Raw genomic sequence first — 12412 nt, 5'->3', positions numbered from 1 at the left:
AGCGCCCCGGGAGGGCGGCCGGGTCAGCCCGGGGGAGGCGGGAAGCCCGCGCCGCCGCTCCGGGCGGCCAGCCGCTCGGCCTCGCGGCGGCGGCGCTCGGCGAGCACCGCGGCCAGGTACTCCGGCGGGGAGGCGTCCGGCGGCGGGGGCGGGCTGACCGCGCCCGAGACCAGGCCCGCGATGCGGATGCCCATCTCGTAGCGGGCCTCCTCGGACAGCTCCTCGAAGCGGAGCAGGTACTGCCGGGCCATGGCGGCGGTCTCCGCGGAGAGGCCGGACAGCTCGGCGGAGGCGGCCCAGCCGGCCAGCCGCGGCGGCATCGGGATCTCCTCTGGGGACCGCCGCGCGGCGCGCTCGGAGACGACCAGGGTGCCGGCGACGAAGTCGCCGACCCGGCGCCCGTCCCGGTTGATCAGCGAGGTGATCAGCGCGATCACACCGGATCCGACCCAGATCTCCACCGCGCCGGTCAGCGCCCGGCCGAGCGCCTGGCGGAACCGGACCGGCGAGCCGTCGGTGCCCACCACGCGCAGCCCCAGCGCGAACTTGCCCAGGGAGCGGCCCCGGGTGAGCGTCTCGGCCGCGGTCGGGTAGCCGACGATGATCAGCACCGTCAGCCCGAGCTGCACGGCGGCGGTGGCCGCCGGGTCCACCCCGCGGGCGACCCCGGAGACCAGGATCAGCGTCCCGATGATCGCGGCGCCCTGCAGGAGCACGTCGATCAGCAGCGCCACGGCCCGGGTGGCGAACCCGGCCGGGCGCAGGTCGAGCACCACGGCGTCCCCGGTGACCAGCTCGGCGGGCCGGTCGTAGGCGTCATGGCCGTGGACCACCGCTGCCCCCTCGTCTCCTCCGTCGATCAGGACCTTCAACTCTAGGTCGTCCGGAGGGCCCCCGCGCCGCCCGGCCCCCGGCGCCGGAGGGCGGGGCGACCGGAGCGGGTAGGGTCGCTGATCGTGGAGATCGACGTTTTCGCCGCCGCGCACCGGAGCGACTGGGAGCGCCTGGAGGAGCTGGTCCGCCGGCGCCGCAGGCTGACCGGGGCCGAGGCCGACGAACTGGTCGACCTCTACCAGCGGGTGTCCACCCACCTGTCGGTGGTGCGCTCCTCCGGCGCCGACCCGGTGCTGGTGGGGCGGCTGTCCGGGCTGGTCGCGCGGGCGCGCGCGGCCGTGGTCGGCGCCTCCGACCCGGCCTGGCGGGACATCGCCCGGTTCTTCACCGAGGTCTTCCCCGCGGTGCTGTACCGGCTGCGCTGGTGGTGGATCCTCACCTCGCTGGGGACCGTGGCGTTCGCCGCGGCCCTGGGCGCCTGGGTGGTGCTCGACCCCGAGGTGATGGGGGCGCTGGGCACCCCGGAGAGCATCCGCGCCTACGTCGAGCACGACTTCGCCAACTACTACGTGGAGCACCCGGGGGCCTCGTTCGCCGCCCAGGTGTGGACCAACAACGCCTGGGCCGCCGCCCAGGCGCTGATCTTCGGCGTCTTCGGCTGCCTGCCCACCATCTACGTGCTGGCGCTCAACGGCGCCAACCTCGGCGTGGCCGGCGGGATGATGATCGCGCACGGCAAGGGCGACGTCTTCTTCGGCCTGATCATCCCGCACGGCCTGCTGGAGCTGACCGCGGTGTTCGTCGCCGCCGGCGTCGGCCTCAAGCTCGGCTGGACGCTGATCGCCCCCGGCCCCCGGCCCCGCCTCCGCGCCCTGGGCGAGGAGGCCCGCCCGGCCATCGCGGTGGCGCTCGGCCTGGTGCTGGTGCTGTTCATCTCCGGCCTGATCGAGGGCCTGGTCACCGGGTACGTGCACACCACCTGGCTGCGCATCGGCATCGGCGTCGCGGCCGAGGCCCTCTTCCTGGCCTACGTCTTCACGCTGGGCCGCCGCGCCCACCGGGCCGGCGAATACGGCGACATCCGCGAACGCCCGGCCGAGGCCCCGGTCGCGGGCTGACCCGCCCCGGGCCCGGGGCGTAGGTCGGCCTCCTCCAGGGGCGTGGGGCGTTCTTCTCCGCGCCCCTCTCCTATGTCCGGCTTAGGTCATATGCATTGAAACGTGCTATTCATAGTGTTCAATTGTGCCGACTGGCGGTAGCAGGGCGGCTGCTCGTCGTGAAGGCGTCGGAGGGCCTCGGCCTCTCGTTCTCCGGCGGACCGCGTTCGCCGGATCCCCGCCTTAGAGCCTGCGAGGCGTATTCGCAATCCGGGATCAGCGAAAGGAAATTCTGCGGTGCACTGGGTCTGGCGAGGCGAGAGGCACATCGAGTCCGGTGGCTTCAAACTCGAATACGGGGCGCTCGTCCTGCTGGTGGCGGTGCTGGTCACCGCAGTCTTCGCGTTCGGGGTGCCCACCGATGTCCGGACCCTTTACGCGGAGGCCCTGTGTCGGATCGACGGCGGAGAGGACTGCGAAGAGGGCGCCCAGGGCGGCGGTCCCGCTCCGGACGGTGAGGAGGAGCCCTCCACGGGGTCGGAGGAGGAGGGGACCGGTGCGTCGGAGAGCCCGGGAGCGGGGTCGGAGGAGGACTCCCCTGAGGGCGAGGAGGACGAGTACGACCCCGATGCCTTGCAGGCTTTCCTCGAAGCGGACGCGGCCCTCATCAGTGCCTCGCAGGAGCAGGCCGACGCCGAGGCCGCCCTCGCCGACAGCGGGTACGACCAGATCAGCGATGATCTGCTGAACCTCGTCGGAGACATCATCGGCTACAACGATGCCAAGGCCTGTCTGACCGAAGGCGACCTGATGGCGTGCCTGTGGACCGTGGTCGGCTTCACCCCCTGGGGCAAGGGCGCCAAGCTGGTCAAGGCCGCTCCCAAGATTCTGAAGTTCTGGCGTCGCTGGAAAAAGGCGAAGAAGACCAAGGAGGCGGCGGAGGAGACCCTCAGCGCGGCGGGGAAGAAGGTCGATGAGGCCAAGGACAAGGTCGACGACGCGGTCAAGCAGTGCAAGGTGGGGAACAGCTTCCTGCCGGACACCCGCGTGCTTATGGCCGACGGCGGAACCCTTCCGATCGAGGACGTCGCGGTCGGCGACGAGGTGTTGGCCTTCGACCCCTTGACGGGGGAGGAGGGGCCGAGAGAGGTCACCGGCACCATCGTCGGCAGCGGTGCGAAGACCCTGGTCGACGTTTCCGTCGGCGGCGGGGGAGGCGCCGCTCCGCTCACCGCCACGGACGGGCATCCGTTCTGGAGGCCGGACGGGGCCGAGTGGATCGAGGCGGGAGAGCTGGACCAGGGCATGCGGCTGAGGTCGTCCTCGGGTGCATGGTCGCAGGTGGACGGCGTCGAGGTGCGCGAAGTGCCGGACCAACGGGTCCACAACCTCACCGTCGCAGATCTCCACACGTACTATGTCCTGGCCGGATCCGTCCCGGTCCTGGTGCACAACGCGGACGACCTCTGCGGGGTGACCTCGGCCATCCACGATGACCCGTACCTGGTGAAGGCTGCAGAGGCGGCAGGGAAGAACCAGCGGCTTCAGAAGGAGATGGACGACCTGGTCATGCAGTTCCGGAGCGGGAACAAGAACCCGGGACTCGGCAACAAAGCCCTGGAAGGGACCGACATCTCCTATCTCCGGGGGCGCAACGGCGGGCGCGTCTTCTTTCGGAACACCGGCGACGGAATCCAGATCGTCGGAAAAGCGGACAAATCAAACGAGAGTAAAGTCATCAAGCGCCTCAAGGAACTCTACGGAAGCTGAGGATGTACGAGATCAGTGAAGGAGGGCTGACCCTCCGGGTGGAGCTCGGGGGCGATGAGCCGGACGAGGTGGAGAACGCCGACGGGTGGGTCCTGGTCCCCGGTGAAGGGGAATGGTCGGCGACCTTTCTGACCCATCGGGAGATGGGCCGTGTCATGGACAGGTGGCGGACCACCGGGGAATGCCTCGGCGGGTCCTACTTCGCCTGCCCCGACCTGGTGGTGATGCGCCGTCCGGGGGTGCGGGAGATGTTCGCCGCGGTGCGCGACATGGTGGCCAACGGCGACCACGAGACGTCGCTCCGGCGGATCGGCTGACCGCCTCCTCCGCCGCATCGGATGCAGAGGGGAGGGGAGGCGCGAAGGCCGGGGTCAGGGCTGCTCGGTCTCCTGGGAGCGGGCGAGCAGGTCTTGCAGGGCGGCCCAGTCGCCGGGGTGGGCCATGGAGCGGCGGACCGGCAGGTCGGTCTTCTTCTTGCCGACGGTCATGACGAGGCGGTCGCCGCTCGCGTCCACCCGGGCGCGGGCGGGAATGACGGTCTCCGCCTTCGGACCGCGCATGATCGGGACGGTCAGTCGGCCGCCGCCGAGGGCGAAGTAGGGCATGCTCCGGTAGGCCAGGCCGAACCCGACGAGGACCAGGCTCGCGAGGATGGTCGGCATGCCGCCCTCGCTGCCCTGGATCCAGAGCCAGATGCCGAAGACCAGCAGGGCCGCTCCGGGAAGCGTGAAGAGGATGCTGAGCCAGGGGGCGAAGCGGACCTTCATGCCGTGCTCCTGGGGGATCGGGGGCGGCGGGGTGCCATCGTAGCCCGCCCCGCGCGCCCCGCAGAGCGGGCGCCGCCGGCGCAGGCAGGGGCGGGGGTGGTCGCCGGGCGCGGCGCCTCGCGGAGCGGAGGTTCAAGCGGGCAGCGACGGCAGGGAGGGGCACCGGCCGGTCGGTCGGGCGCGGCGCCTCGCGGGGCGAAGGTCAAGACGGGCAGCGACGGCGGCGGTGGGCACCGGCCAGTCGGTCGGGTGCGGCACCCCACGGGGTCGAGGTCAAGACGGGCGGCGAAGGCAGCAGCGGGGACCGGCTGGTCGGTCCGGCACGGCGCCCCGCGAAGCGAAGGTCAAGACGGACAGCGACGGCAACGGCAGGGGCGGGGTGCAGGCGTCGCCCGGGCACAGCGCCCCACGGGGTGAGGGTTCAAGCCAGCAGCGAAGGCGGGCAGGGGCACCGGCTGGTCGGTCGGGTGCGGCAGAGCAGGGCGGGGGCGGTCGGGGCGGGCCTGGTGGCGGGTTCGCCGTGCCCGTGTCGCCCGGGCGCCGGGGCCGGCCGCCGCTGAAACCGCCGCACCTCCCTGACCTGGGTGAATACGCAGGGTGATGGCGGGGTGGGGCGCCCTGCGCACCGCGAGAGCACCCCGGTGATTCCTGGGCGCGCATCCCGGCCCGGATCGGCCCCCTGAAGGCCTGATTCGCCCTGATCGGGCCGGTGATCGGGGGTTCGAGCCGCCCGGAAGACCGGGATGCAGGGGGCCGGAACCCGGGAAGAGCAGGGGCAGGGGTGAGATGCCGCTTTTGTCCTGCCGGGAGGGCTCGCCTTGGCCACTCTGGGTGATCGGTGAGGGGGTGGTTGGGCCCTCGGGGGCTACTACTCGCTGGTAGATGTAATCGGGGTGCTGCGGAGGTGCGCAGGGCGCTCCCGCCTTCGCCCGTTCCTCGCCGCAAACCAGGCATATGAGGATAAGGTCCCCTGGCGGGTGCGGGCGAGCGGATCACCCTGCCTTCGCCGGGGCGCCGCCCCGTTCCCGCCCTCGCCGCCTGTCTGAATCCCCGCCCCGTGGGGTGCCGCGCCCGGGTGAGGCCTTCGCCCCGGTCCTGCCTGCGCCGTCGTCGCCTGCTTGGACCTTCGCTCTGCGAGGTGCCGTGCCGGACCGACCGGCCGGTGCCTCTCCCCACCTTCGCCGCCCGCTTGAACCCCCGCCCCGTGGGGCGCCGCGCTCGGGTGAGGCGCCCGTCCCTGTTCCTACCGCTGCCGTCGCCGCCTGTTTGAACCTTCACTCTGTGGGGCGCTGTACCCGGGCAGGAGCGGCGGGGACCGGCGCGGGACGGGCCCTACAGCCGCCCCTGGGCCTTGAGGTCGATGTAGGCGTCGGCGAGGGCCGGGGCGATGTGCTCCGGGTCGGCGTCGACCACCTCGACGCCGTGCCGGCGCAGTTCGGCGGTGACGCGGCGGCGCTCGCCCAGGGTCCGGGCGGCCGCGGCGGCGCGGTGCACGGCGGGGGCGTCGCCGCGCTCCGCCGCCATCGCGGTGACCGCGGGGTCCCCGACCGCGGCGACCATCACCAGGTGGCGGGAGGTCAGTGCGGGCAGCACCGGGAGCAGCCCCTCCTCCATCGCGGAGGCGTTCAGGTCGGTCAGCAGCACCACCAGCCGGCGGGCGCGGCCCTGGCCGGACAGGATCGAGGCGACCAGTCCGGCGTGGTCCGACTCGACCAGCTCCGCCTCCAGCGGCGCCATCGCCTGCACGATCGCGGGCACCGCCGACCCCCGCCCGGAGCTGCGCACCTGGGTGCGCACCCGGCGGTCGAAGGCGAGCAGGTCGACCCGGTCGCCCGCCTTCGCGGCCAGCGCGGCCAGCAGCAGCGCGGCGTCCATCGCGTGGTCCAGCCGGGGCGTGTCGCCGACCCGCCCCGCCGAGGTGCGGCCGGTGTCCAGCACGATGAGGATGCGCCGGTCCCGCTCCGGGCGCCAGGTGCGCACCACCACCCCGTCCCGGCGGGCCGTCGCCCGCCAGTCGATGGAGCGGACGTCGTCCCCGGGCACGTACTCGCGCAGCGAGTCGAACTCGCTGCCCTGGCCGCGCACCAGCGCGCTGTGCCGGCCGTCCAGCTCGCGCAGCCGGGCCAGCTTCCCCGGCAGGTGGCGGCGGCTGTGGAACGGCGGCAGGACCCGCACCGTCCACGGCACCTCGTGTGTGGCCTGCCTGGCCGCCAGCCCCAGCGGGCCGACGCTGCGCACCGTCACCCCGGCCGCGCGGTGGTCGCCGCGGCGCACCGGGGTGAGCACCGTGCCCAGCCTGCGGCGCTCACCGGCCGGCACCGCGAGGCGGTGCCGCCCCGGGCGGGCGCCGGAGCTCGGCGCCCAGGCGTCCCGGAGCACGCCGCGCAGCCTGCGGCCGGACGGGTTGGCCACCACCAGCTCCACCTCGGCGGACTCGCCGAGCCGGATGCCGGTCTCCCCGGAGCGCTCGAAGGAGACCCGGCGGGCACTCGGCGCCAGCGCCAGGTCCACCGCGATGAGCAGCGCCAGGACGCCCAGGACCGCCCAGGCCGTCCAGGCGCCCAGGGAGCCGGCCGCCAGTACCACGAGCGCCCCGGCGAACGCCGCCAGGACCGTCCGTCCCGTGATCGCCATCCGTGCTTCCCCCGAATCCCGTCGGTCCTGTGGCCGGTTCCGGTCAGCGCGGGACCGAGACGGAGGCGAGCACGCCGTCCAGCACCCCGTCGGAGGTGGCGCCCTCCAGCTCGGCCTCGGGGCGCAGCGCCACCCGGTGCCGGAGCGTCCCCTTGGCCAGCGCCTTCACGTCGTCGGGGGTGACGTAGTCGCGGCCGGAGAGCCACGCCCAGGCGCGGCTGGTGCGCAGCAGCGCGGTGGCGCCGCGCGGCGACGCGCCCAGCTGGAGCGAGGGGGACTGCCGGGTGGCCCGGCACAGGTCGACGATGTAGCCCAGCACCTCCGGGGCGACCCGAACCGCGGCGGCGGCCTCCCGGGCGGCGCGCAGCTCGGCCGGCCCGGCGACCGGCCGGATCCCGGCGGCCTCCAGGTCGCCCGGGTCGAACCCGGCGGCGTGCCGGCCCAGCACGTCGATCTCGGCGTCCCGCGGCGGCAGCGGCACGATGAGCTTGAGCAGGAACCGGTCCAGCTGCGCCTCGGGCAGCGGGTAGGTGCCCTCGTACTCGACCGGGTTCTGCGTCGCGGCGACCAGGAACGGGTCGGGCAGCCGCATCGGGGTGCCCTCCACGCTGACCTGGTGCTCCTCCATCGCCTCCAGCAGCGCCGCCTGCGTCTTGGGCGGGGTCCGGTTGATCTCGTCGGCGAGGAACAGGTTGGTGAAGACCGGGCCCTCGTGGAACTCGAACTTCGCGGTGCGCGCGTCGTAGACCAGCGACCCGGTGACGTCGCCCGGCATCAGGTCGGGGGTGAACTGGGTGCGCTTGTGCCCCAGGTCGAGCGCGGCGGCCAGGGAGCGGACCAGCAGCGTCTTGGCGACGCCGGGCACCCCCTCCAGCAGCACGTGGCCCCGGCACAGCAGCGCCACGACCAGCCCGGTCACCGTCTCGTCCTGGCCCACCACGGCCTTGGCGACCTCGGCGCGCACTGCGGCCAGCGCCTCCCGCGCCTGGTCGGCGTGGGGCGTCTGGTCGGGGCTGAAGGCGGTCACCGGGGAACCTCCGTGGATCGGGCGGGCATGGTCGGGGCGTGCGGGGAGGCGAGGGGGAGGGGCGGGGTCACCGTATCCGCTCCTCCAGCCGGTCCAGTTCGGCGGCGAGCCGGACCAGGGCGGTGTCGTCGGTGATGTCGGAGCCGTCCCCGGCCACACCGTACAGCAGCGTCCGCAGCCGGCCCGGGTCGTCTCCGGTGCGCACGGCGGCGGCGTCGGCGACCTCGGTCGCGGGCGCGTCGGCGGCCAGCCCCAGCCGGGGCCGGAGCCGCTCCACGACCCCGGTGCGCAGCGCCAGCGCGGACCGGTCCCGGGCCCGGCGGGAGGCGTAGAGCCGGGCCCGGCCCTCGGTGGTCTCCGCGGCGCGCACCACCACCGGCAGCCGCTCGGCGACCAGCGGGCCGAGCCGCCGGCCCTGCCAGAACGCGAGCAGCAGCACCGCGGCGGCCAGCGGGAACGCGGACAGCCGCACCGCCGGGGGCACCAGGTCCGTCAGGCCCTTGGAGCCCTGCTCGACCGGCACGTCGGGCAGGAACCACACCACGTCCCGGTCGCCGATCAGGTTGAGCAGCAGCGCGGCGTTGCCCTCCCGGCCCAGCCGCTCGTTGGTGAGCGGGGCCGGGGTGCCGATCACGGTGCTCACCGCCCCGCCCGGCCGCTCGGTGCTGACCAGGGCGGACCCGCCGTCGGCCGGGTAGCAGCCGGGGGCGCCGGAGTAGGTCTCCCCGCCGAGGTCGGCGGGGCCCGCGGCGCGGGCCCCGGGCAGCCGGCACTCCGGTTCGAGCGCGCCCGGCTCGGCGCGCCCCGCCACCCGCACGCCCGGGGCCAGCGCGTCCAGCGCGGGCCCGGTGGGCTGCACCAGCAGCAGGTCGGCGGGGGAGGAGGCGAGCCGGTCCAGTTCGGCGCCGCCGAGCCGGTGCGAGGCGGGCAGCACCACCAGGGCGCCCGCGGCGGCGGCCTGCATCGCGGCGCCGCTGCCGCGCACGACGGTGACCTCGCCGCCCCGGTCGCGGACCACGTTGACCAGGGCGCGGGAGCCCTCGGGCGCGGCGCTCTCCGGTTCCAGCCGGCCGCTGCGCTCCGGGCGCTGGCCCAGCGAGACCAGGACCGCCAGCACCGCCAGCACGGCGATGAAGGCGATCGTCCCGCGGTGCCGGCGGAGCAGCGCGGCGGGGCCGGGCGGGGCGGCCGGCGGCGCGGCGGGCGGCGGTGCGATGGCGGCGCTCATCGGGCGGCCTCCGCGGGCCGGGCCGCGCGCAGCGCCGCCTCCAGGTCGCGCAGGGCGGCGGTGTCCCCGGCGCCGGGCCGCACGCCGCCGTAGGCGGAGGCGTTGAAGACCGCGGCGGCGCGCTCCAGGGCGGCGCCGTGCCCGGGCAGCACCGCGCCGGCGTCCGCGGCGAGCTCGGTGGCGGTGCGGCCGGGGCGCGCCGCGATCACCGCCCGCTCCTCCAGGTCGCGGCTGATGGCGCGGAGGAACTCGCGGACGGCCTCGGCGTGCTCGCCGCGGGCGGCGTGCCGCTCCGCGGCGGCCCGGTGGTCCGCGGCGGACATCGGGGCGTCGGCGTCGAACAGGGCGCCGCGCATCCGGGCGGCGCGGGCGGGCCGGGCGCGCAGCACCAGCAGCACCGCGGCCGCGGCGAGCACCAGCAGCAGCGGCCCCAGCGTCCACCAGCCGCCGGGGACCCCGGCGGAGACGCCGTCCAGCAGCTCCGCGAGCAGGTCCCGCATCGCGTCCCAGATCCGCTGGATCAGGCCGGGTTCGGCCTCGGCGTAGGCCGGGTCGGACAGCTCCTCGCCGGCGATGCGGGCGCCCTCCTCCCGGGTGACCTCGGCGGCCGAGGCGAGGGGCGGGAGGATCACGCCGGGCCTCCCGGTGCCGCGGTCCCCGGGGCGGGCTCGGCCAGGTAGATCTCGGGGCCGACGTCCCGGCCCTCCTGCGCGGCGGCCTGCAGCCGCAGGTCCAGGCCCTCGCGGCGCATCCGCAGGTCGACGTAGAGCAGCCCGGCGACGCCGCTGGCGAAGGGCGCGGTGATCGCGCCGCCCAGCACGCTGCCGAGGAAGATCGAGGCCCCGTAGAGGACCGCCGCCAGGGCGGTGCCCTCCAGCAGGACCATGGCGATCGCCCCGGCCACCGAGAACGGGACCGTGACCACCTGCGCCACCATCGAGGTGATCACCGAGGTGAGCAGCAGGATGCCGAACACCCGCCACCAGGAGCCCCGGGTGAGCCGCCAGGACCGGGCCAGCGCCCGGCCGGCGCCGACCCGCTCCAGCACGGTGACCGGCATGGCCAGGGAGGTCCGCACGTAGACCCAGGCGGCGACGAGCCCCAGGACGGTCCAGCCGAGGAGCATCAGGCCGATGCCGAGCGGCGCGGCGTCCGGGGAGGCCGCGATGACCAGGGTCCCCCCGATGAGCACGCCGGCGGCGAGGGCCATCCAGGCCGCGCCGAGCAGCGCCAGCAGGCCGGCCACCCCGAGCACGGCGCCGATCCGCGGGGACACCGCGGCGAACGCCTCCCGGATGCCCAGCCGGCGGCCCAGCACCGCCATGCCGATGACCGTGGCGAGCACGCCGGACAGCACCGCCGCGCCGACGAACTGCACCAGCACGCCGGCGGCCAGCAGCCCCAGGGTGCCGGTGGAGAAGGGGAACACGCCGACCAGAGAGGTGCCCGCCTCCACCTGGGCGCTGAGCCGGTCGAGGTCGTTGAGCAGGCTGCCGGCGCCGAGCGAGGGCAGCAGCGCGATCACCGCGCTGAGCATCGCGGCCAGGCCGAGCACCGTCTTGGGGTTGCCGCGGATGTAGCCGAAGGCGCCGTTGAGGATGTCGCCGAGGAGCAGCGGCCGCAGCGAGACGATGCCGGGCCGGGGCGGGGGCGGCGGCCCCCAGGCCTGCTGCTGCCACTGCGGGGCGCCCTGCCACTGCGGCGCGCCCTCCGGGGGCGCCGCTCCGCCCGCCGCGCCGCCGGGGGCGGCCCAGCCGGGAGCGCCGGAAGCGGGGTCCTGTGCGGAAGGGGGCCCCGGGGGCGCCTCCTGGCCGGGAGGCGCGAAGGAGGGGCGGGGGGCACCCGGGTCCGGGGCGCCGCCGCCGGGGGCGGCCCAGCCGCCGGCGGTCGGCCGCTCCTCCTCGGGGCGGCCTTCGCTGCGGCCGTCCTCATGCGTCATTGGTCCTCCGTTGTCCCGCGGGCCGGTGCCGTTCGCCAGGCGTGGGGATACCCACGCTATGCCAGATCGGCGCAGCAGCGGCCGTTCCCTCCGCCCCCTGGGGGTTTAGTCCGATTTGGGGCGGCGAATCCGTTCGTTCGTTTTGTATGCTTTCGGTTGTCTACCGACCAAGTCGCGCGTACCGAAGGCGCTGGCCGGGCGCGGCGGCCGCGGAAACCACGGGGCCGGGCGGCGCCCGCCGCGGGCGACCGGGAGAACCGCAGCCGGAAACGGCGAGGAGATGGCAAGGTGGGGTGGGAGCGCGGCTCCCGCCAGGGACCCCGGCAGAAGTGACCGCAGTTCGCCGCTTGAGTGTCCAGAAAGGAGAAGGCGCCGGGTGCCGTACCCCGGATTCGGGGGAGGGACCGGGCGCCGGATGCATTGATGAAGGGACGCGTACTGGTCGTCGACGACGACCCTGCACTCGCCGAGATGCTGGGCATCGTGCTCAGGGGCGAAGGCTTCGAGCCGACGTTCGTGCACGACGGCGACAAGGCACTGGAGGCCTTCCGCGAGGCCAAGCCCGACCTCGTTCTGCTGGACCTGATGCTCCCCGGCACCGACGGCATCGACGTCTGCCGCCAGATCAGGGCCGAGTCGGGCGTGCCCATCGTGATGCTCACCGCCAAGGGCGACACCATCGACGTGGTACTGGGCCTGGAGTCCGGTGCCGACGACTACGTGGTCAAGCCGTTCAAGCCCAAGGAGCTGGTGGCCCGGCTCCGGGTCCGGCTGCGCCGCACCGAGGAGCCCGCCCCCGAGGTCCTGCAGATCGGCGACATCACCATCGACGTGGCCGGCCACTCGGTGCGCCGGGACGGCGAGCAGATCAGCCTCACCCCGCTGGAGTTCGACCTGCTGGTCGCCCTGGCCCGCAAGCCCCGCCAGGTGTTCACCCGCGAGGTCCTGCTGGAGCAGGTCTGGGGCTACCGGCACGCCGCCGACACCCGCCTGGTCAACGTGCACGTCCAGCGGCTCCGCGCCAAGATCGAGAAGGACCCCGAGCACCCCGAGGTCGTGGTGACCGTCCGGGGCGTCGGCTACAAGGCCGGCACGGTCTGAGGGAACCGGGACCCT

The 12412-nt window shown here is 74.8% G+C and carries 11 protein-coding genes; 4 read left to right on the top strand and 7 right to left on the bottom strand.

The genetic code is table 11. The annotated features are described in order from the left end of the window. Positions 1-23: 23 nt before the first annotated feature. Positions 24-833, bottom strand: a complete 810-nt coding sequence (locus J0910_RS26950; RefSeq protein WP_420162097.1) for an RDD family protein — start codon at positions 831-833, stop codon at positions 24-26. Positions 834-956: 123 nt separating this feature from the next. Between J0910_RS26950 and J0910_RS26945 the strand changes: the two genes are divergently transcribed. The 3 genes from J0910_RS26945 (at position 957) to J0910_RS26935 (ending at position 4018) form a co-directional block, all read left to right on the top strand. Then, a complete protein-coding gene (locus J0910_RS26945; protein ID WP_420161339.1) occupies positions 957-1952 on the top strand; it encodes a stage II sporulation protein M in 996 nt (331 codons plus the stop codon). Positions 1953-2228: 276 nt separating this feature from the next. Continuing rightward, complete coding sequence (locus J0910_RS26940; protein ID WP_420161338.1) at positions 2229-3701, top strand: polymorphic toxin-type HINT domain-containing protein; 1473 nt, start codon at positions 2229-2231, stop codon at positions 3699-3701. Positions 3702-3703: 2 nt separating this feature from the next. Beyond that, a complete protein-coding gene (locus tag J0910_RS26935; RefSeq protein WP_420161337.1) occupies positions 3704-4018 on the top strand; it encodes a hypothetical protein in 315 nt (104 codons plus the stop codon). Positions 4019-4072: 54 nt separating this feature from the next. Here J0910_RS26935 and J0910_RS26930 read toward each other — a convergent pair whose 3' ends face one another. The 6 genes from J0910_RS26930 to J0910_RS26905 form a co-directional block, all read right to left on the bottom strand. Beyond that, positions 4073-4468, bottom strand: a complete 396-nt coding sequence (locus tag J0910_RS26930; protein ID WP_420161336.1) for a hypothetical protein — start codon at positions 4466-4468, stop codon at positions 4073-4075. Positions 4469-5800: 1332 nt separating this feature from the next. Then, positions 5801-7102, bottom strand: a complete 1302-nt coding sequence (locus J0910_RS26925; protein ID WP_420161335.1) for a DUF58 domain-containing protein — start codon at positions 7100-7102, stop codon at positions 5801-5803. A 43-nt stretch (positions 7103-7145) separates the two neighbouring features. Next, the gene (locus J0910_RS26920) at positions 7146-8129 is read right to left on the bottom strand and encodes an AAA family ATPase (RefSeq protein WP_420161334.1); all 984 of its coding nucleotides are present in this window, start codon (positions 8127-8129) and stop codon (positions 7146-7148) included. Between the two features lie 67 nt (positions 8130-8196). After that, entirely contained in the window at positions 8197-9357 is a 1161-nt protein-coding gene (locus J0910_RS26915; RefSeq protein WP_420161333.1) for a DUF4350 domain-containing protein, read from the bottom strand. Then, positions 9354-9989 carry a DUF4129 domain-containing protein gene (locus J0910_RS26910; protein ID WP_420161332.1) on the bottom strand — a complete coding sequence of 212 codons (636 nt, stop codon included), beginning with the start codon at positions 9987-9989 and terminating at the stop codon, positions 9354-9356. Before J0910_RS26910 ends, J0910_RS26915 begins: the two co-directional genes overlap by 4 nt. Next, on the bottom strand, positions 9986-11296 hold the full coding sequence (locus J0910_RS26905) for a glycerophosphoryl diester phosphodiesterase membrane domain-containing protein (protein ID WP_420161331.1): 1311 nt from the start codon (positions 11294-11296) through the stop codon (positions 9986-9988). Before J0910_RS26905 ends, J0910_RS26910 begins: the two co-directional genes overlap by 4 nt. A gap of 423 nt (positions 11297-11719) precedes the next feature. On the opposite strand from J0910_RS26905, the gene mtrA reads away from it, so the two are divergent. Next, entirely contained in the window at positions 11720-12397 is a 678-nt protein-coding gene (gene mtrA / locus J0910_RS26900; RefSeq protein ID WP_017593434.1) for an MtrAB system response regulator MtrA, read from the top strand. Positions 12398-12412: the final 15 nt, after the last annotated feature.

This window comes from Nocardiopsis oceanisediminis, assembly GCF_048595525.1.
Lineage (GTDB): Bacteria > Actinomycetota > Actinomycetes > Streptosporangiales > Streptosporangiaceae > Nocardiopsis_A > Nocardiopsis_A oceanisediminis.
Note: the sequence above shows the minus strand (reverse complement) of the source record. Positions and strands in the feature narration are given on the sequence as shown.